The sequence below is a fragment of the Flammeovirga aprica JL-4 genome (assembly GCF_012844305.1).
GTDB lineage: Bacteria > Bacteroidota > Bacteroidia > Cytophagales > Flammeovirgaceae > Flammeovirga > Flammeovirga aprica.
Genome location: NZ_JABANE010000025.1, coordinates 40313 through 60428, shown reverse-complemented (window position 1 = coordinate 60428; position 20116 = coordinate 40313). Strand labels below are relative to the sequence as shown.

Sequence of the window (20116 nt, the reverse complement as noted above, 5' to 3'; positions counted from 1 at the left end):
CTTTTTTATTCTTTCCATTACTTATTAATTTTTTAAACCTAATATATTCAATGGCTAAATTTTTTTATTCGTTCATTATTTCAATTCTACTTACTTTTTCAGCCTTTGCCCAAATTAATTTTGAAAAGGGTTACGTTATTAACAATAATGATGAAAAGCTCGAGTGTTTTATCAAAAATGTAGAATGGGCACAAAATCCGAAGAAGATTGAATATCAGTTGTCACAAAATTCAGAGGTGAAAACAGGTTCTCTTGAAGATCTAAAGTCTTTTGGGATTGAGGGAGAGTTTAAATATATCAAAGAAACAGTACAAATCGATCAATCAAGTAATAACCTTGCGAATCTAAAAAAGCAAAGAGATCCTTTCTTTAAAGAAGAGACCGTCTTTTTGAAAGTAATGCTTGAAGGTAAAGCCTCTTTATACCAGTATAAGGATAATAAAGTTTTACGCTTTTTTCTGCAGTTAGAAGGTAAAGAAATTGAGCCTCTAGTCTATAAAAGGTATAAATCTAACGATAAGATAGCTCATAATTCTTATTACAAACAACAGCTATACCTTAATCTAAGAACTAATAACATCACTATTGCTGATGTTGAAAATATTGATTATACCCTCAGAAAGATCAAGCCTGTAATTCAGAAATTCAATGGTAATACGCTATCGAACACAAAAGATTATACTGCTAAAAAGAAAAAGAATTCTTTTCATATTTCAGCTAAATTAGGTTTGAGTAATAATGGCCTTCATATTAAAAATAGTAATAGTAGTAAGGGTATAAAATTTGACAATCAAATAAATTTTAGAGTAGGAGCAGATTTTGAATATATTTTACCCTACAACAAAAACAAATGGGGCTTACATATTGAACCAACATATCAAACTTTTACAGGGGATAAGTCTCAACAAACGACAGATGTTGTAGGAAGAATTATTAATTATTCAGTAAAATATAGCTCAATAGAATTACCTGTAGGTGTACGTTATTATTCTTATTTGAATGAAAATCTGAAACTATACTTCGGAATAGCTTATATTTTTGATTATTCGTTTAATTCTGAAATTACGTTTAAGAGAGCAGATTCTTCTGATTTGTACGACCCTTTAAAAATAAATTCAAGAAGAAATGTGGCTTTTAGTTTAGGAGTAAAGGTATCAGATCGATTTATAGGTGAGCTGAAATACTATACAAATAAAAATCTTTTAGGTAATTATTTGTATTGGCAAGCAGAGTATAATTCAATAGCATTTACAGTGGGTTATACTATCTTTTAATAAGTACTAAGCCAATTCAAATAAAAAGCCTTCTACCTGCATTGCACAGATAGAAGGCTTTTTGTTTGTGGTATTATAAGTTACTGAAGAGAAGAGATTTCTCCAAAACCACTAACATTTAGTTTAGAGTCTTTAGGCACACCTTTATATCTAATATTACCTACTCCCGATACACTTGCATTGAGCATATCTGTCGCCCAGCATTTGACATCACCAGCCCCACTGACAGAAACATGAGCATGGTTTGTTTGCGTCTTAGTCATATCAATATCAGCAGCACCACTCAAAGAGACATTAACAGATTTAGCTTTACCAGATAGTTCAACTTCACCAGCTCCATTGTGATTTATGGTAAGCTTTTTCACATTTACATCACCTGTAAATAGGCCAGCTCCACCACCAATAATCACCAATTCCTTCGATCTGATTTTTCCACTACTTTTTATGTTTGTAAAACCTGAATATTTAATAGATTTTATTTTTTTCTTATAAGTAATATCAATTTCAGCTCTTATATGATCGTTGTTTCCTTTGGGTTTGACATAAAGAGTACCATCAATTACTTCAGTAATAATAGCACCTTGATTCCCATTCAGCATTGAAATCTCAGCTTTATTCTTTTTACCTGCAGTAAGGTTTACTTCTAAAATTCCTTTGATTTCAATCTTCTCAAAAGAACCCAAACTGCGAACATTGTGGTCTTGTGCTTGAAGAAAATTTGAAATCAATAAGAGGAAGCTAATTGTAATTAGTTTTGTTTTCATTTTTGTGTGAAGTCAATATGAATATATTGTTGTGATTTTATTGAATTTGAGAGATGTCGCCAGATCCTGAAACTTTAATTTTTGTTCTTTCCGGACGCCCTTTGTATCTGATATCACCCGATCCTGAAACTCTAGCATTGATCTCTTCTGTCGCCCAGCATTTGACATCCCCAGCCCCACTGACAGAAACATCAGCATGGTTTGTTTGCATCTTTGTCATATCAATATCAGCAGCACCGCTCAAAGAGACATTAACAGATTTAGCTCTTCCAGACATTTCAACTTCACCAGCTCCATTGTGATTTATCGTAAGCTTTTTCACATTAACATCACCTGTAAATAGGCCAGCTCCACCACCAATAATCACCAATTCCTTTGACCTGATTTTTCCACTACTTTTTATGTTTGTAAAACCTGAATATTTAATAGATTTTATTTTTTTCTTATAAGTAATATCAATTTCAGCTCTTATATGATCGTTGTTTCCTTTGGGTTTGACATAAAGAGTACCATCAATTACTTCAGTAATAATAGCACCTTGATTCCCATTCAGCATTGAAATCTCAGCTTTATTCTTTTTACCTGCAGTAAGGTTTACTTCTAAAATTCCTTTGATTTCAATCTTCTCAAAAGAACCCAAACTGCGAACATTGTGGTCTTGTGCTTGAAGAAAATTTGAAATCAATAATAGGAAGCTAATTGTAATTAGTTTTGTTTTCATTTTTGTGTGAAGCCAGTATGAATATATTGTTGTGATTTTATTGAATTTGAGAGATGTCGCCAGACCCTGAAACTTTAATTTTTGTTCTTTCCGGACGCCCTTTGTATCTGATGTCACCCGATCCTGAAACTCTAGCATTGATCTCTTCTGTAGCCCAGCAATCTACATCGCCTGAACCGCTTACTGAGATAGTAACAATTTTAGATTCCATATTTTTCGCATCGATATCTGCCGAACCACTTACAGAAACGCTGAAAGTGTCTGCTTTTCCTTTTAGGTCTAACTCACCCGAACCACTAAGGCTTGCTTTTAATTCTTCTACTTCAACTTCTCCGCTGAAACTACCTGATCCACTGCCTGCTAGCGATAAATTATCAGCTAAAACTTTTCCTTCACATTTGATATCAGATGAACCGGAAAAGCTAATTCCATTGATTTTATCTTTGTAAGTGATTTCAATATCAGCTCTTACATTGCGAACACCTTTTTTGGGTCTGATAGAAAGTTTGCCACCAGAAACCTCTGTGATAACATCAGTAGCTTTAGTACTGCCATAAAGATGAACAACAGCTTCATTTTTATTACCAGCAATAAGTTTAAGATCCATTGATCCACTGATTTTGATTGCTTCAAAAGAATTTAAACTACGAGTGTCTACTTTTTGAGCGTAAACAAATGATGAAAAAAATAGGATGATGTTAAGAATAAATAATCTTGTTTTCATTTTTTATTGTATTTTTGCGACTCATTGTTCGTTGTGAATAACAACAATTAACAAATGAATATTGTGTGAAAATAATAGTATATGCCTTAAAGACATAAGAAATCACTAATGGTTGCATGAATTTATTATGACTACTGAAATAGGGTTACTTTTGTCATCCTTTTTTAATAGAAATATACTGTTATTCGTGTTTGAAAAAATTGATACATACATTATAATAAATAATACTATCTCATGAACGACTTGAAACAAGAAGACTTTGAGGTCAAAAAGTTAGGCAAAGCCACTTTAGTATCTCCCATTTATAAGAATTACGCAGAAGAAGAGATTAGTAACGAATTATTCATCGACGAGTCAAGAAAAATCGTATATGATGCTTCTTTAAGCAGTTATAAAAATACACTAGAGTCTGGTGCTGAACCTATCTCATTCTTAAAGGCAGGACCTAGAAAAGATATTTATTTTGATCCATCAAAGACAAAAGCAGCCATTGTAACTTGTGGAGGTTTATGTCCTGGTATTAATAATGTAATCCGTGGATTAGTTAATGGATTATACTATAGATATAAAGTAAGAAACATTTGGGGTATTCAATATGGCTACCAAGGATTGATTCCTGAGTATGGTCATGAAATGAAAAAATTAACGCCAGAGGTTGTAAAAGATATTCACTTATTCGGTGGAACTATTTTGGGATCATCAAGAGGTCGTCAGGATATTTCTGCTATGGTTGATGCGCTTGAAAGAGAAAACATCAACATCCTTTTCACTATTGGTGGTGATGGTACACTTTCGGGTAACCACGTAATCAATGAGGAAATTGAAAGAAGAGGTTTGAAAATTGTTACTGCGGGTATTCCAAAGACAATTGATAACGATGTAAACTTCATGACAAAAACTTTCGGTTTTGATACTGCATTTACTACAGCTGCAGCGGTAGTAAGAGATGCGCATAACGAAGCAACAGGTGCATACAATGGAGTAGCAATCGTAAAGCTAATGGGTAGAGACTCTGGTTTTATTGCAGCGAATGCAGCACTTGCAATGCCAGATGTAAACTTCGTATTAGTGCCAGAAAATGAATTCGATTTGCACGGTGAGAAAGGATTCTTAGCGGCATTGAAGGAAAGAGTATTGGATCGTCATCATGCATTAGTAGTGGTAGCAGAAGGTGCTGGCCAAAACTTATTTGATCATGAAGATGTGAAGAAAGATAAGTCTGGAAACATCAAGCATAAAGATATTGGTGTTCATTTGAAAGACGAAATCAACAAATTCTTCAAGAGCGAAGATATTGAGGCAACTGTAAAATACATTGACCCTTCATATATCATCCGTTCTGAGGTGGCAATTCCTGCTGATAGTGTATTCTGTAACGACTTAGCTTTAAATGCCGTTCACGGTGCAATGGCTGGTTTAACAGATTTCGTAGTAGGTCGTTGGCATAACCAATTTACTTACCTTCCAATTCCAGCGGCTACAGCGTCAAGAAAGAAAATTGATGTAAATGGTCCATTATGGTGGGCAGTATTGGAGACTACTGGTCAGCCTCTAAAAATGAAAGACGAGTAATAGACTTTATTAAGTACTAAGTACTTTTTATATAAAAGAAAGGTGTCAGCGATGACGCCTTTTTTTATTGAGAAAATTTTCTTTTCTAGTACGTTGAAAAGTGAGTTTTCTAATTTTTGATGTTTAGAAATCAGGAGATTTCTGACGATTTGTAGGATACGTATGACGGTTACATCTAACATTCGCGCCATTGGGTTTTCTACCCAATTAGTTTGGTAGTGATTTTATCGGCCTTGAAGGGAAAAGCGTTAAGAATTTCACGTATTGAGCCGTTAAAAATGATTTTCTTGTTTGAGCTTTAGCGAGTTTAAAATCATTTAGGCGAGAGGAATGGAATTTAGCTTTTGACTTCACAGCCTAGATTTTTTGCTTCGTTTTTCATCAATGGAAAAATTAAGAAGAAGAAAGCTTGAAAGTAGACCATAAAAAGCTTGTAGAAATATCGATTGAAAGTTGACGATTTAGTTTAACCTGTATTGCATAAAAAAAGAGCATCCGTTAAGATGCTCTTCAAAATAAATAGTATAATGTTTTGTTATGGTAAAACAGGTGCTTGAGAAACTTCTTCTGGAATTTTAGAAGTAAGTGTTCCTAAGAATGCTGAAATATTTGAAGCTTGCTCATCTGTGATCTCAACATTTGATTGAAGCTTTGCCATAATTTTTACTGCATCCTCTAATTTTTCTACTGAACCATCGTGGAAATAAGGAGCGGTTTTCGCGATATTTCTTAAAGTAGGAACTTTGAAATGGTATTTATCATTTTCGTTTCCTGTTACTTCTTTTCTACCTTCATCCTGTTTTTTAGAACCTGTCATTTCCCAGTAGTTTCCATATACACCAAATTTCTGGTACATATTTCCGCCTAACATATTTCCTGAATGACACGTTACACAACCTGCCTCTTGGAAATCTCTGAACCCTTGTGCTTCTTTTGCAGTCAATAAGTAAGAGTTGCTTTCTTGAGCAAGGAACCTGTCAAATCTTGATGGGAATAATAATGTTCTCTCAAAAGAACCAATGGCATTACCTACATTTTTATAAGTAAGTGGTTGTTTTTCTTCAGGGAATGCTTCTTTGAATAATTTCACGTATTCAGCAACTTCACCCAAACGATCTAATACCATTTTTTCATTTGGCATTGCGTGCTCAATTGGGTTTAAGATAGGCCCAATTGCTTGCTCTTCAACGTCTTTCGCTCTACCATCCCAGAACTGTACAAATTGTAATGCAGAGTTGATTACAGTAGGTGAGTTTCTGTCTCCAAATTCTCCAGTATCGCCAGGAGATGTAGGTTTGTTGTCTACACCAAATGTTACTAAATCGTGGCAAGAATTACAGCTGATATTACCGTCTTTTGATAAACGAGTATCAAAGTAAAGCATCTTACCTAATTTGATTTTTGATTCATTGGAAGGGTTTTCATCATTGATCGCTTCTGTAGGTAATACACCATACATCGTTGATGCAATTTTCCACTCATCTGCAGTGATTTTCTCCAACTTCTTTTCGGATTTTTTATTTCCTTCAGAACAAGAAGTTAAAGCGGCAGTGAGTGATAGAAAGTAAAGTATTTTTTTCATTTTTAGTTTTAGTTAAATGTAAATTTTAAAAGGTACTATTTATTTTATTGAATTGGATAGTTTCTGATTTAAGCATCGCTTTGTGTTAGCTACTGCAAAGTTAGTTGATAACTACTTGATAAATTAATTTTTATGTGAACAACATTAAAAAGGAATCAATTTTTATTTTTTTAGAGGATTGCTATTGTAAAAAATAATAGATAGTAAAGATAATTTTGTTTGAGTACTTATATTTGAAATATAAAGGAACACAATTAACAAAATGAAAGTATTAATACCAGTTGCAGGACGAGGTTCTAACTTACGTCCTTTAACCAATACTCAACCTAAGGCTTTATTGCCTGTTGCAGGAAAACCCGTTATAGCTCATATTATAGATATATTTATAGATGCAGGTTTTGATGATTTTATTATCGTCATAGGCTATATGGGAACCCGTATAGAGTCCTTTATTCTAGAAAATTATAAAAACACAGAGATCAACTTTGAGTTTGTCGTACAAATTCCAAGAGAAGGTTCTGCACATGCAGTGTATGTAGCCAAAAACTTCTTTGAAAAGGAAGAGGAGTTGATGATTTGTTTAGGAGATTCTATTGTGAATTTGGATATGCAACAAATGTTGGAAAACCCAAATTCCGTGGTTGGTTATCAGAAGGTAGATAATCCTGGAGAAGTAGGGGTAGCAGAGTTGGATGCAACTGGAAAAGTAAAACGTTTTGTGGAACGCCCTGTGATACCAAAGTCTAATTTAGGTTTGGTTGGGGTATATAAAATTGTGGATATTCCTACTTTTATTAAAGGTTTGGAATATGTAATTGATAATAATATCACGTCTCAAAACGAAATTGTCATCACTGGTGCTATTCAAAAGATGGTGGCTGAAGGGTGTAATTTTGAGGTGCAAGAAGTAGAAAACTGGTATGATTGCGGTGCTAGGAATTCGTTGCTTGAAGCAAATGCCACTTTGCTTGGCAGACCGGGCTTTCAGTTGACGACTACGGATGATATTAAATGTGAAAACTCTATTATCATTAAACCTGTGAAAATTGGTAAAAATACAGTTGTTAAAAATGCAATCATTGGCCCTAATGTAGTGATTGGTGAGGAAGCAATTATTGAGAACTGTATTATTGAAAATTCCATTATCGGTGCATTTACAGATCTGAAAGATTTGTTGCTTAAAAACTCTTTAGTGGGACATGATTCTACTTTAAAGGGAATAGCACAGAGTTTGAATTTAGGAGATCATACGGAAATCAATTTTGGGAACAAACTCTAAGGCAGAAGAATGGGATGGTTTTTATACCGCCCGAAATGCATTTGGTAAAGCTTATCCTGAGTTAGTTGAATTTTTAAAACAAATCGACCCCAAAAACAGTTTATTGGACTTGGGTGCGGGGCAGGGTAGAGATACTTTTGTCGCTCATCAATTGGGTTTTGATGTGACTGCTGTCGATATTTCTAAAGAGGGAATTCGACAGATTAAAGAAGCGGGAATAAAAGGCGTGGTTGAGGATCTATTTCATTATCAATTTGATCAACAATACCAAGTGGTCTTACTTGATGCTGTAATTCATTGTCAGCCTGAAGATCAGGAAAAGGAAAAACAACTTTTTGCAACGATAGAAAAGAATTTAGTAGAAGAGGGGTATTTGCTATTGCTTACCCATCAATGGGATATGAGAGAAAAATACCTTCAAGACCTTTTTGAGAAATATCATCCCACATTAGCATTACAATTCAATACTTATATCGAACATATATTCATACCTCCTCAATCGGAGGAAGAAAGTATTATGGAGCTTTCGTTCATGTGCTTTCAAAAACTTAAAAATCAATGAAAAAAACAGCATTAGTCACTGGAGCAACTTCCGGAATTGGTAAAGCAACAGCAGAAATTTTTGCCGAAAATGGTATTAATCTTATTATTTGCGGGAGAAGAGAAGAGCGTTTATTGGAATTGAAAAAACAATTAGAAGGTAAGGTGGAAGTTCATACTTTATCTTTTGATGTCAGAGATAAAGAAAGCGTTTTCTCACAGATCGCATCTTTGCCAGAAGGTTTTCAAAAAGTAGATATTTTAGTAAACAATGCTGGTAATGCACATGGTCTTTCTCCTATTCATGAAGGAGATGTGGATGACTGGGATGCCATGATTGATATTAATGTGAAGGGTTTGCTGTATGTCTCAAAAGCCATAATTGAGCAGATGAAAAACAGAAAAGAAGGGCATATTATCAATATTGGTTCTATTGCTGGGAAAGACGTTTATCCGAATGGAAATGTATATAACGCGTCAAAATTTGCTGTAAATGCACTGAATGAAGCAATGCGTTATGATTTAAATGAGTTTGGTATCCGAGTAGGAGCAGTTCACCCTGGCTTAGTGCACACTGAGTTTTCAGAGGTAAGATTTAAAGGAGATAAAGAGAAGGCCGAAGGTGTTTATCAAGGCTATGATCCATTATACGCTGAGGACATTGCCGATATTATCTACTTCATGGTCTCAAGAAAAAGACATGTAAATATTGCTGATTTGGTGGTTTATCCAACTGCACAGGCATCAGCTACGATTGTCAATAAACAATAGATTTGAGTTATGAGGTAAGAGTTGTACTCCCTCTTTCCTCATAACTTTTTCTTCAATTCTGACTGTAATATCGAAGTGAATAAAGTTCAGAATGGATTTCATTAAATACATTCTTTTTTCTGCTATAGATTTTAGCATTGACTTTCACTTTGTCTTCAAACCAATAGTTGATATAAGCTTGAAGTTCTTTCATTTTCCGGTCAAGGAATAATGAAAGAACAGGAAGTTGAAGGTCACTTTTTTGCCATATCACACTAGTCAGTTTTTTTTGGTTAGAGATTTCATGATAAAAATTATTCATATGATTTCCTTCATTAAAAAACTGATTATTTAAAGCCTCTTTGAAAAACGTGTTGGTATCTGATAATACAAAAGTGACTTCTTTTATATTTTTAGATTCAATAAAATCGTTGATTTCCTCCATTTTCGTCTGATCAAAAGTAATTGAGTTACCAAGAGAAGTAAAATAATAGTTTTCTTCCCTGAAAGTACTTTCAATCACAGACTCTAAGTGATCAGTAGGGCAAATAAAGTATAAATGCTTAAGCATTATGCCACTGGCTCAGGGTTGTAAGGGAATGAAGAGTGGTGTAAATCAATTTTCAATGCACCATCTACAACTTTATACCCGAAAGTATATTCTACTTTTGCTTCGTTTCCATCTAAATCTGTAAAGAAGTAGTTCCCCATAGCAATAGCACGATTTTCTTCTAAAATAATGTCAGAATTTTCAAATCTTACTTTTGTCCAAGGGTTGATAGCGAAACCTTTGTCTTCTTGACAAGCACGCTCATCACCAGCAATGAAATAAGAAAGTGCCTCTACTTTTGTAGGTCTAAATTGCTCAACGGCACATTTTGTAGGTTTGAATAAAACAGGACCTACTTCAAATGAGTAAAGTTTGTTTAAAAATTCACTAGCAAAAGCTTCGCATTCAGGTCTATTTTCTTTTAGAGATCCGATTTTTACAACTCCTGCTCCCCATTCGTTTTGAGCACTAACGACTTGTTCCTTAGTTACCATTTTTGTTAATAATTAGCATTGATTATATGATCAAAACATGATCTTTAATTGCTCAAAGGTAATTAGTAAATGCGATAATGTTGCAATAAATGATAATGAAATAACAATGTGGAGAGTAAAAAATAATGTGTAAAAGCTCAAAAATTGAAAGGTTCAAAATAGATTTAGTTTGTACAATCAGCACAGATTCCTTCGAGTATCAGTTTTGTGTTTGTGATTTGAAAACCATTGGTGTTTTGTATTTCAGGTAATTGGATATCATCCATGCAAAAAGTTTTATGGCATACTTTACAAATAAAATGTGCGTGGTTGTGATGATTATGAGTGCACTTATTTTTGGTTAATGCATATCTGGAAATATTATTAATATCAGGAACTTTGTGTATAATCCCTTTCTCTAGAAAGGTGTCTAATGCTCTGTAAATAGTGACTTTATCAGGCATACATTCTATTTCTTTTTTAATGTCTTTGTGAGAAAGACCATGTTCTTTTTTACTGAATAACTTCAATAACTCAATCCTAAAATTTGTTTTTCTTATTCTGTGTTTGGAAAGTAATTCCAGTATGTCCAGCTCGTTTTTCATGCGACAAATATAAAATAAATTAAAAAAATAAACACAACATTGTTGCGTTTGTAATAATGAATTCTCTATTTTTGCAACATGGTCGCATTTAGTGCAAATCTGGATTAATTAAAAATTAACTCCTAGAAAGTTGATGTGCTTTGTTTCACTTTTGCACTCTTTTCATAACAAACTAATTTTAACTTGTATGAACAAAATTCTTTTTCTATTCATATTTCTTATTGTCACTCTTGGTACTAATGCACAGGAGGCTAATAAGTGTAGCTATGAATTGAAAGGTGTTGTTCTTGATGCCGAAACGAAAGAAGCACTGCCTTTTGTGATGGTAAGTATTAAAGGGACGAAGAAGTATGCATTGACCAATAATGATGGAGAATTTCAATTAGATGGATTATGTCATGTTTCAAATTGCCTAGTAATATCTTGTAATGGTTATTGTGAGACTACTTGTGATGCGAATTGTGATATTCATAAAGAAAAGAAAAACAATTCAGTGATTTATATGAAGCCTGATGTTGTAGCATTGAATGAAGTCACTATTTCAGAAACAAATGATATAGACGGTACATTGTCAGTGGCACAGGATTTTGTGGATGGAGAATTATTAAAAATTGATCCTACACAATCCCTTGCCAATGCCTTATCAAGTATTGAAGGTGTGACATTTACATCAACAGGAAGTAATATACAACTCCCCGTCATTCATGGTCTTTATGGAAATAGAGTCTTGGTTTTGAACAATGGTTTTAAACATGGATTTCAAAACTGGGGATCGGAGCATGCTCCTGAAATAGATATAGCTTCTGCAAATAACGTAACGGTAATAAAAGGAGCATCTGGAGTAAGGTATGGACCGGAAGCTTTAGGAGGTGCTATAATTGTGGAAGGAAATCCATTGCATTTCAATAAATCTTTTGGAGCAAAAATAGGGACTGGCTATCAAACCAATGGTAGAGGTTATTTTGCGAATACTGAAGTGAGTCAAGGTTTTAAAAACCTGAGTTATCATGTGGGTGGAGGTTACACGAGAATAGGAGATAGACATGCTCCTGATTACTCATTGACCAATACTGGTAAAGAAGAAAAAGCATTTAATGCTGGTGTCAAATACAAACTGAATGATTTTGATGTAAAACTCTATTATAGTTTTGTGGACCAAAATCTCGGTATCCTAAGAGCCTCTATTACTGGAAATGCAGAAGATTTTGAAAATGCCATCGGGGCAGATAAACCTGACTTTATTAGGCCATTTTCATATGATATCAATGAACCCAATCAGTTGATTCAGCATCATCTTGCTACTGCTGAAATCAATTGGTGGTATTCTGATGAAGAGAAACTGACATTTAGAGTGGGCAGACAGCTGAATCAACGTGAAGAATATGATGTACGTAGAAACTCTCACAAGCCTATTATAAACTTGGATTTAACTACGACGGACTATCAATTGGAATGGAATCATAAAAAATGGCTTCAGTTGGATGGTATTATGGGGCTTCAATTTTTCACTCAAGATAACGACAATAATCCTGGTACTGATACCACTCCTTTTATTCCTAACTATAATACTTATCGTTTTAGTGGTTTCATTATCGAAAGCTTGACAAAAGGTAAAAATACTTTTGAGTTAGGCATTCGTATGGATTCTGAAAACAATAATGTAAGAGGTAGGGATGTCTATAAAAATGTATTCAGAGATGATTATACTTTCGTGAATGTCACTACATCTTTGGGTTATGTTCGAAAGCTAACTGACAATATCACTTACAGAACTAATTTTGGTACGGCTTGGCGTACACCAAATGTAGAGGAATTATTTGCCTTTGGTCAACATGGGTACAAATACTCTTTTGGTATGTTACGCTACTATATCGATGAAAATGGTGAATACCAATCTGATAAAGTAACACCATTGAGTGAGAGTGGAGTGAAGCCTGAAAAGGGATTTAAATGGATCAACGAGTGGCATATAAATCAGAAAACGAATGATTTTACGGTTACTGCGTATGCTAATTATATTGAAAACTATGTATACGAACGCCCTTATGGTGCTCTAGGAACGGTAAGGGGACCAATGCCCGGTTTTTTCTTTGACCAATCCAATTCATTGTTTATTGGTGCTGATTTTACTTGGCAAAAGAAGTGGTCAGAAGAATTGGATGGTTCTTTTGGGTTGAGTTATCTATGGTCTAAAAATGTGGAAAGAGATGAACCTCTCATTAATCAGCCACCGATCAGAACAAGCTATAACTTAAAATGGTCTATAAAACCTTTCTGGTTCTTTGAGTCAGCTTATATGTCAGTAGAACCGAGTTATACATTTCATCAGTTCCAAGCTCCCAGAACACTTGAGAAGGATGAAGTGGTAACACCCGAAACAGAAATTTTTGACTTTATGTCTGCTCCTGAAGGCTACTTTCTACTAGATGCTTCTTTTGGTTTTAAAGTGAATCAATTGAGTGCTAATCTCTCTGTTCAAAATGTATTTAACACTAGTTACCGAAACTATCTAAATCAGTTTAGATACTTCGCTGACGACATGGGAAGGAATTTCCTCTTCTCAATCAACTATAATTTTAACGCTAAATAAAAACAAATGAAAACGATCAACTTTTTCAAAAAGTACAGTCTTGTTGCACTACTAGCTTCTGGATGTTTATTCACAAGTTGTGATAAAGACGAAGTGGTACCAGAAGAAGAAAACGAATTGGAAGTGATTACGGATGTGAAATTGGTTTTCACAAACACTGCTGATGGCACTGATGTGGTTACAGCTACTGCTCAAGATCCTGATGGCCCAGGTCTTAAAGATTTAGAAATTAAAGATGCAATCAACTTAGGTGTTGGAAAAACTTATTTGCTTACTTATGAAATCATGAACAACTTGGAAGAGCCAGGTGAAGACATAGGTGAGGAAATCGCTGGAGAAGCTGATGAACACCAATTCTTCTTTGGTTTCACAAATAATGCATTTTCTAATCCTGAAGGTAATGGTAATATTGATAATGCTTCAGATGCTATTAACTATAAAGATGAAGATAACAATAGAAATCCTGTAGGTCTTACTACAGAATGGACAACTTCAGCAACAGCGGTATCCGCTGGTGAATTTAGAGTAGTATTAAAGCATCAGCCAGGTGTGAAAACTTCTACATCAGGTTTTAATGATGGTGATACTGATTTTGATTTAAAATTCGTATTGAACATTCAATAATAAAATATGCAAAACAGTTCAAAAGTAGCTTTGGAAGAGGAATTAGTCCTACAACTTCAGTTTGAAAAAAGAGGTGGGTTATTACCCGTCGTAACACAGGAATTTGGTACGGGGCAAATTCTGATGCTCGGCTATGCCAATAAAGAAGCTTTTGAGTACACACTCAAAACAAAGAAAGCGACTTTTTGGTCTACCTCACGAAATGAATTGTGGACTAAGGGGGAAACCTCTGGCAACTACTTGAAAATTATGAATATAATGGTGGACTGTGACCAAGACGCTATCATTTATCAGGTAAAACTGATGGGTGGTGGCGTTTGCCATACTTTCAATCAGGAAGGGGAAAACAGAAAAGCATGCTTCTACAGAAGCTATGATTTGGAGGAAAACAAATTACAATTTATAGACGGAATGGAATAGATGGAACAGGAAGAGCAACTAAAAATTGAATTGGAAGGGGATAATCATATCATGACGAGCGTTGATACACCAATGCTTCCAGATGCTTTTGATAAAAGTGATGAAGAGAAGATTGAAATTATTCAGGAATACTTCTCAGGAATTATGAAGACCTTGGGATTAGACTTGTCGGATGACAGTTTAAAGGGTACTCCTTACAGATATGCAAAGATGTACGTAAAGGAACTTTTCTCAGGATTAGACCCTAAAAATAAACCCTCATTGTCAGTTTTCGATAATAAGTACCAGTATGACAAGATGTTGATTGAGAAAAATATCACTTTTTCTTCAGCATGTGAGCATCATTTTTTACCGATCGTAGGAAAAGCACATATCGCTTATATTTCTTCAGGTAAAGTAATAGGTATTTCAAAAATCAATCGAATAGTAGAATATTACGGCAAACGCCCACAGGTACAAGAACGTATGACTCTTCAAGTTTACAACGAACTGAAGGAAGCGTTGAAAACGGAAAGTATCATTGTGGTAGTGGATGCGGAACACCTTTGCGTTTCATCAAGGGGCGTCAAGGACAAGACAAGTTCAACAGTAACCATGGAATACGGAGGTAAGTTTAATGATGTTTCCTATAGAGAAGAGTTTCTCAGGTTATTAAAAGATTAATAAAATCTTAGTTAATTAGAAGTTATATTGGGGCTCTTCTCTTAATTTTTAGGGGTTGAGCTTTTTTTTATATAAGTACAAATTCAAAATTATATAATACTAATTCTATTTATTGTTTTGTGATTACTTCCTTCAAAAAACTCTTAATAGAACCACTATTAATACGTTTTTTAGCGTTGTACTCACACAAAATATATTAGAATTAACTATGATTTATTTTTGACTTAGTACTTAAAATCTAATTTACGTTGACATTCACACTATTAAACTTTCTGCTCTATTACATTTGATTTCAATACCTAGTCTAGATATTTCATCAATGGATAATGAAACTGAGAAGAAGAACATTAAAAAGCTTGTAGAAATACTGATTAAAAGTTGATGATAATTTAGTTTACAGAGTGTTAAGAATGCGTTGCACAACTAGAGTTTTTAGCTGAAAAATTGTGATTCGAAAGAGACGTTTATAAAATATATTTTCTACCGTACACTTTTTTAATTAATGACATACGTCACTTTAAAAGCAAAAAAGAGATTCCAATTTTATAGTCCATCACAACTTAAATTTTCCTCTTTTTTCATGAAATACAAAGATATAAAAAAAGCTTAAAGTCTACGTTATGTGGATCAAATAACACTTCAAAGTCACACAATAACAGAGTTGTAAAACTATCTTTGATCGTTTTTTCCCTCATATCAAAAGGGAACTGTTCTTTGGAAAAAATGGGAGCGAACTTAAAAAGCTCAATAGATAAAGAAAGTAAGGTCAAGAAGTGTAAACGTATGTTAGATAGTAAATATACAGATCATAAAACTTTCTTTCTTCCTTTTATTCATAAGCTTTTATCTAGTTTTCATTCTTCATTAGATCTGACATTTGTTATTGATGGATCAGAAGTAGGTAATGGCTGTACAGCCTTGATGATCAGTCTTTATTATGGATCCCTATTTGCTGGGTAGTTAAGCGTTGTAAAAAGGGGCATCTACCCGTAAGCCTGCATTTAGAAGTAATGAATATGCTAGCAGATATCATCTCAAACAGTACTAATAAGATTACATTTTTAGGGGATGGAGAATTTGATCATATAAACTTACAAAAGTTCTGTACATCAAAGGGTTGGTCTTATGTTTTACGAACTGCGAAAAGCAGTATTTTTTATGCTCAAGCAGATGATGAATTTAAAGCTAAAGATCTGGCTCCGGCTTTATCTGAAGACTATTTTAGTATTGATAAGGTAAAATTTACTAGAAAGAAATATGGACCTGTTCATCTTTTGGTTTGGCATTCGAAAGAATATGAAGAAGCTCTATATTTAATAAGCGATTTAGAATATGCTCCTGATATTATAAGTTACTATAAGAGAAGGTTTAGTATTGAAACAATTTTTTCGGACATAAAATCAAGAGGGTTTAAGATTCACAAAACCAAGATACAAGATGCTGAAAGGCTTAGTAAATTATTAATAATAGTATGCCTTGGATTTTTAATTACATTTTTATTTGGCACTTATTCTACTGTTTATCAAAAACATATATCTAAGTTCATCAGAAAAGATAGAATCGATCAATACTCAATATTTCAAATTGGTTTTAGAGCAATTGAATATTTTGGGAAAAAGAAAAAGTATAGAAAAATATTAAATCAATTTTCCAAAGATATCTTTAAATATATTTGTGTACGGTAGCAAAAAAATATAAAACCTAAGGGCACAAAAAAAGGTGAAAAGATCTACATCTTTTCACCCTCAATGTTTAATAATATCTGTGCTTAATAAGGAAGCAAGTTGAAAGTAAGTTCTACGTCATCAGCGTATTCTTCACCACTTTCTAACATGTCAACATCGTTTTCTTCATAGTACCAGTTGACAACAACTTTACCTTCCTTGTTGTTTTGGTATTCTTCAAGCAATGTCAAGATCTCCAAAAATCTTCTAGAAGAAGAAGTGTTGAAGTAAGACATTTTGAAATTCATTGTAATTTCTTTTCCCGACTCTTCTAAATAGTCCTCAAGCCAGCTAAAAATAGGACCAAAAAATTCTGTCGTATATTCGTGATACGATTCCCCTTCTATTTCTAAAACTCCTGTTTCAGCATTGAAATCAATTCTAGGAATATATGTTGATCCGTCTATATGGAAGTTTTCCATGCTATTTTAATTTTGTAGTTCCTTGTTAACTCTAACCGATAATATAAAAAATGATCTAGTCTCGTCGTACTCTTTTATATTAATTTCAATCGGGTTCCCTGATTTACGAACCATGTCGATGAAACCTAAGTTTGCCCCCGGCTTACCTACACGCTGTGGGGCCTTACGTTGCTCACGATAGAATTCTTTCAGCTTCTCAGGTGATAGTCCATTGATGTAATTAGCCCTTTCAATCAAAGGGGGAACCTCTGTCTTGACTATACAGTTTCCCGAAGTAATTATATAATGATGATCATCCTCTGCAATAGCTACAATTCCCACGCCAATATCTCTGCCATCCTTCTCGGAATATTGTTTTTCTGCAGAATAGTGATGAATATTTTGTGCCATTTCGATTACTATCGCAAAAAGGCGTTTTGCAATAACTCTACTTTCGGGAGTGTTGCGCAGACTTTTACCAATCAATGCAAGAACATCCTGGGAAAAGATTCCCTGAAATGCAAGCGATATTTTTTTCATCGCTAGTTGCTGCTTGAAAGTTTTTACGCTAAAGTGTTCCATGTACCCCATAGATATTCTCTGTATAATGCGTTAATTTCGTTTAAAAAATTCCTAATAATCAATAAGCTTCCGTCAAATATTACACGAGATTGCGAGCAGATCAATAGTATCTAAATCCAATAATACTATTTTTTTTGGTAAATATTTAAGAACCAATAAGATTATTATTATTTTCTTTTGAAAGCTTAATACAATAACGTCAAAAAAAGATTATCAGTATATAAAAGTTATCTTTATTTTTGCAATTAAAATACCAAACACGAAATTTTTAGTCGTAATGATGAAAAAGATATACATTAGTTTTACAATTTTATTTTTCACCGTCTTAAGCAATCCATTATTAGCACAGTCAAAAATCGTTTTTGATTCTCTTGTACATGATTTTGGAGATATAAAAGAGGAGGATGGCGATGCTCAAACCATCTTTGATTTTACCAATCAGGGCAATAAACCCTTGAAATTGACAAGTGTAAAGGCAAGTTGCGGATGCACTACGCCCAATTGGTCTTCTGAAGAGGTGGCAGTGAAAGGAATGGGCTACGTACAAGTGAGTTATTCAACCAAAAACAGACCGGGACCTTTTACAAAAACAATCTCAGTGAGAACCAATGGAAATCCTCAGGTATTAGTGTTGACGATAAAAGGAAATGTAATTCCAAGACCTAAAGGTCCTAAAGATTGGTACCCGATGGAAATTGGTAATCTCAGGTTTAAAACAACACATATATTAATAGGTAATATTTTGAATACGGGGAAAGATACAGTTTCAACGGTAATCTATAATCAAGGTGTTTCTCCGGTAAATATAAAGTATGGAGAAGTGAAAGTTCCTGAGTACATTAAAGTATGGGGAACTAAAGATAAATTGACTGCTAAAGATACGGCAACGGTTTTTATCAGCTATGACGCGAGCATGAAAGAAGATTATGGTTATCTTTTTGAATATTTCCAACTACCTACTTCTGATTTGGATTCACCTAAAAAACGTATTAATGTAAGTGCGCATATCAAAGAGGACTTTTCAGGTCTAGCGGAAGATGGTAGTTCACCTGCTGTGGAATTCGATAAAGTGACACAACAGCTGGGAGAGATGAAAGCGTTGGACAAAAAATCAGCAGCGTTTACTATTTCTAACACTGGTACATCTGAATTGATACTTAGAAAAGTAAAAGCTAGTTGTGGTTGTACGGCTACAAAACCTCAGAAAACAACATTGGCTCCTGGTGAAAGTACAAAATTGGATGTCACTTTTACTGCTGGAAATTATACGCGTCAGGTGAAAAAATCAATCACTATTATTACCAACGATCCTAAAAAACCAGAAACCACATTGTATATTGAGGCAGATGTGAAATCTACGGAAGGAAACTAGAAAATGACAAACAGAATAAAAACATTAATTGGAGTAAACCTATTGCTTATTGTGGCCATAGGTTTCTCTTTTGTTGATTTTTCAACAGCAAACAAACCGGAAAACCTTACTTTTTTTAATATTGAAAACCTCGGCGATATCACACAGTTCGATATTGACGGGCATTCTATTCAAAAATTGGAAGATGGCCGATGGGTAATGGATCAGAATATTGATCTGGCACCTCAAAAAGTGGGCATGTTATTTCAAGCGGTACAGCAAACCAAAATCATAGAAGCGAAAGGCAAGAGCATCGATGCAGGGAAGGAAATCACGATTTATATTTCAAATATACCTGTGATCACAGCAAAGATTCATTCTGAAAGTGATGTAGCCTCTTTTGGTGAAATCAATGGTCAGGCGTATGCTGTTGAAGTGCCGGGGCAATTTGTAAATCTGGAAGAGATTTTTTCTCCATCAAAAGAATGGAGAGACAAAACTATTTTCAGAACTTCTTGGAAGACTCTCAAGAATTTTGATTTACAATATGATAGAAACCCTGGAAATAATGTTCAAATGAAATTTGAAGGGCAATTCTACAGTGTTAAGGGCGTGAGTGAAATTGATTCTGCTGCTGTTTATCAGTTTATTACTTCATTGCCAAAAACAAAAGGAAGCACTTTTGAAGTAAGAAATTCATTTGTAGAAGATACTGTTTCTAAATTCAAACCTTTCTGTATCGTAAAAATGGAAGATCTCGTTCCGGCTTATGATGTGGAGGTGGGAATTTATCCTTTCCAGAATAATGTTTTTGCTTATTTCCCTAACACAAAAGAGGTGACGGAAATTGATACAAAACAAATTCAGGACGTACTAGTATCATGGCATTTCTTTGATGCAAATGATCCTCGAAAAAGGAAATAAGTT

Annotated in this window: 22 protein-coding genes; 13 read left to right on the top strand and 9 right to left on the bottom strand. The window is 34.1% G+C overall.

Annotation, left to right across the window (positions count from 1 at the left end; translation table 11 throughout):
* The first annotated feature begins 50 nt into the window (after positions 1 to 50).
* A complete protein-coding gene (locus HHU12_RS11340) occupies positions 51 to 1274 on the top strand; it encodes a porin family protein (RefSeq protein ID WP_169656857.1) in 1224 nt (407 codons plus the stop codon).
* A gap of 80 nt (positions 1275 to 1354) precedes the next feature.
* Here the strand turns inward: HHU12_RS11340 and HHU12_RS11335 are convergent, their stop codons facing one another.
* From HHU12_RS11335 to HHU12_RS11325, 3 genes are read right to left on the bottom strand one after another with little or no spacing between them, the layout of a single operon-like run.
* On the bottom strand, positions 1355 to 2038 hold the full coding sequence (locus HHU12_RS11335) for a head GIN domain-containing protein (RefSeq protein ID WP_169656856.1): 684 nt from the start codon (positions 2036 to 2038) through the stop codon (positions 1355 to 1357).
* Positions 2039 to 2075: 37 nt separating this feature from the next.
* Complete coding sequence (locus HHU12_RS11330) at positions 2076 to 2759, bottom strand: head GIN domain-containing protein (protein WP_169656855.1); 684 nt, start codon at positions 2757 to 2759, stop codon at positions 2076 to 2078.
* Positions 2760 to 2796: 37 nt separating this feature from the next.
* Complete coding sequence (locus HHU12_RS11325; protein WP_169656854.1) at positions 2797 to 3483, bottom strand: head GIN domain-containing protein; 687 nt, start codon at positions 3481 to 3483, stop codon at positions 2797 to 2799.
* 234 nt (positions 3484 to 3717) lie between these two features.
* Here HHU12_RS11325 and HHU12_RS11320 point away from each other — a divergent pair, with 234 nt between their 5' ends.
* Entirely contained in the window at positions 3718 to 5055 is a 1338-nt protein-coding gene (locus HHU12_RS11320; RefSeq protein WP_169656853.1) for an ATP-dependent 6-phosphofructokinase, read from the top strand.
* Between the two features lie 535 nt (positions 5056 to 5590).
* Here the strand turns inward: HHU12_RS11320 and HHU12_RS11315 are convergent.
* Complete coding sequence (locus HHU12_RS11315) at positions 5591 to 6637, bottom strand: cytochrome c peroxidase (protein ID WP_169656852.1); 1047 nt, start codon at positions 6635 to 6637, stop codon at positions 5591 to 5593.
* A 262-nt stretch (positions 6638 to 6899) separates the two neighbouring features.
* Here HHU12_RS11315 and HHU12_RS11310 point away from each other — a divergent pair, with 262 nt between their 5' ends.
* The 3 genes from HHU12_RS11310 to HHU12_RS11300 are packed head-to-tail and all read left to right on the top strand — an operon-like array spanning position 6900 to position 9227.
* Positions 6900 to 7916: a sugar phosphate nucleotidyltransferase gene (locus HHU12_RS11310; protein WP_169656851.1), complete on the top strand. Its 1017-nt coding sequence runs from the start codon at positions 6900 to 6902 to the stop codon at positions 7914 to 7916.
* Entirely contained in the window at positions 7900 to 8478 is a 579-nt protein-coding gene (locus HHU12_RS11305) for a class I SAM-dependent methyltransferase (RefSeq protein ID WP_169656850.1), read from the top strand. Before HHU12_RS11310 ends, HHU12_RS11305 begins: the two co-directional genes overlap by 17 nt.
* The gene (locus tag HHU12_RS11300; protein ID WP_169656849.1) at positions 8475 to 9227 is read left to right on the top strand and encodes an SDR family NAD(P)-dependent oxidoreductase; all 753 of its coding nucleotides are present in this window, start codon (positions 8475 to 8477) and stop codon (positions 9225 to 9227) included. The genes HHU12_RS11305 and HHU12_RS11300 overlap by 4 nt, the downstream gene beginning before the upstream one ends.
* Positions 9228 to 9279: 52 nt before the next feature.
* On the opposite strand, the gene HHU12_RS11295 is transcribed toward HHU12_RS11300, so the two are convergent.
* From HHU12_RS11295 to HHU12_RS11285, 3 genes are all read right to left on the bottom strand, one after another.
* The gene (locus HHU12_RS11295) at positions 9280 to 9777 is read right to left on the bottom strand and encodes a hypothetical protein (protein ID WP_169656848.1); all 498 of its coding nucleotides are present in this window, start codon (positions 9775 to 9777) and stop codon (positions 9280 to 9282) included.
* Entirely contained in the window at positions 9777 to 10250 is a 474-nt protein-coding gene (locus HHU12_RS11290; protein WP_169656847.1) for a hypothetical protein, read from the bottom strand. Before HHU12_RS11290 ends, HHU12_RS11295 begins: the two co-directional genes overlap by 1 nt.
* 164 nt (positions 10251 to 10414) lie before the next feature.
* Positions 10415 to 10834, bottom strand: a complete 420-nt coding sequence (locus HHU12_RS11285; RefSeq protein WP_169656846.1) for a Fur family transcriptional regulator — start codon at positions 10832 to 10834, stop codon at positions 10415 to 10417.
* A 187-nt stretch (positions 10835 to 11021) separates the two neighbouring features.
* On the opposite strand from HHU12_RS11285, the gene HHU12_RS11280 reads away from it, so the two are divergent.
* The 6 genes from HHU12_RS11280 (at position 11022) to HHU12_RS11255 (ending at position 16816) form a co-directional block, all read left to right on the top strand.
* Entirely contained in the window at positions 11022 to 13424 is a 2403-nt protein-coding gene (locus HHU12_RS11280) for a TonB-dependent receptor (protein WP_169656845.1), read from the top strand.
* Positions 13425 to 13430: 6 nt separating this feature from the next.
* Positions 13431 to 14048, top strand: a complete 618-nt coding sequence (locus HHU12_RS11275; RefSeq protein WP_169656844.1) for a GTP cyclohydrolase — start codon at positions 13431 to 13433, stop codon at positions 14046 to 14048.
* A gap of 6 nt (positions 14049 to 14054) precedes the next feature.
* On the top strand, positions 14055 to 14468 hold the full coding sequence (gene hisI, locus HHU12_RS11270; RefSeq protein ID WP_169656843.1) for a phosphoribosyl-AMP cyclohydrolase: 414 nt from the start codon (positions 14055 to 14057) through the stop codon (positions 14466 to 14468).
* Positions 14469 to 15131, top strand: a complete 663-nt coding sequence (gene folE, locus HHU12_RS11265; RefSeq protein ID WP_169656842.1) for a GTP cyclohydrolase I FolE — start codon at positions 14469 to 14471, stop codon at positions 15129 to 15131. It begins immediately after the preceding gene.
* 783 nt (positions 15132 to 15914) lie between these two features.
* Positions 15915 to 16091 carry a hypothetical protein gene (locus HHU12_RS11260; RefSeq protein ID WP_169656841.1) on the top strand — a complete coding sequence of 59 codons (177 nt, stop codon included), beginning with the start codon at positions 15915 to 15917 and terminating at the stop codon, positions 16089 to 16091.
* A gap of 56 nt (positions 16092 to 16147) precedes the next feature.
* Positions 16148 to 16816, top strand: coding sequence for a transposase (locus tag HHU12_RS11255; RefSeq protein WP_169656840.1), 669 nt, complete (start codon positions 16148 to 16150; stop codon positions 16814 to 16816).
* A gap of 83 nt (positions 16817 to 16899) precedes the next feature.
* On the opposite strand, the gene HHU12_RS11250 is transcribed toward HHU12_RS11255, so the two are convergent.
* Both HHU12_RS11250 and HHU12_RS11245 read right to left on the bottom strand, forming a co-directional pair.
* Positions 16900 to 17277 carry a DUF1987 domain-containing protein gene (locus HHU12_RS11250; protein ID WP_044205426.1) on the bottom strand — a complete coding sequence of 126 codons (378 nt, stop codon included), beginning with the start codon at positions 17275 to 17277 and terminating at the stop codon, positions 16900 to 16902.
* Between the two features lie 6 nt (positions 17278 to 17283).
* Positions 17284 to 17838: a SiaB family protein kinase gene (locus HHU12_RS11245; protein WP_205959860.1), complete on the bottom strand. Its 555-nt coding sequence runs from the start codon at positions 17836 to 17838 to the stop codon at positions 17284 to 17286.
* A 277-nt stretch (positions 17839 to 18115) separates the two neighbouring features.
* Between HHU12_RS11245 and HHU12_RS11240 the strand changes: the two genes are divergently transcribed.
* Both HHU12_RS11240 and HHU12_RS11235 read left to right on the top strand, forming a co-directional pair.
* Positions 18116 to 19210 (top strand): DUF1573 domain-containing protein, encoded by a 1095-nt coding sequence (locus tag HHU12_RS11240; RefSeq protein ID WP_169656838.1) that lies wholly within the window; start codon positions 18116 to 18118, stop codon positions 19208 to 19210.
* 3 nt (positions 19211 to 19213) lie between these two features.
* Positions 19214 to 20113, top strand: a complete 900-nt coding sequence (locus tag HHU12_RS11235) for a hypothetical protein (protein WP_169656837.1) — start codon at positions 19214 to 19216, stop codon at positions 20111 to 20113.
* The last annotated feature ends 3 nt before the right edge of the window (positions 20114 to 20116 follow it).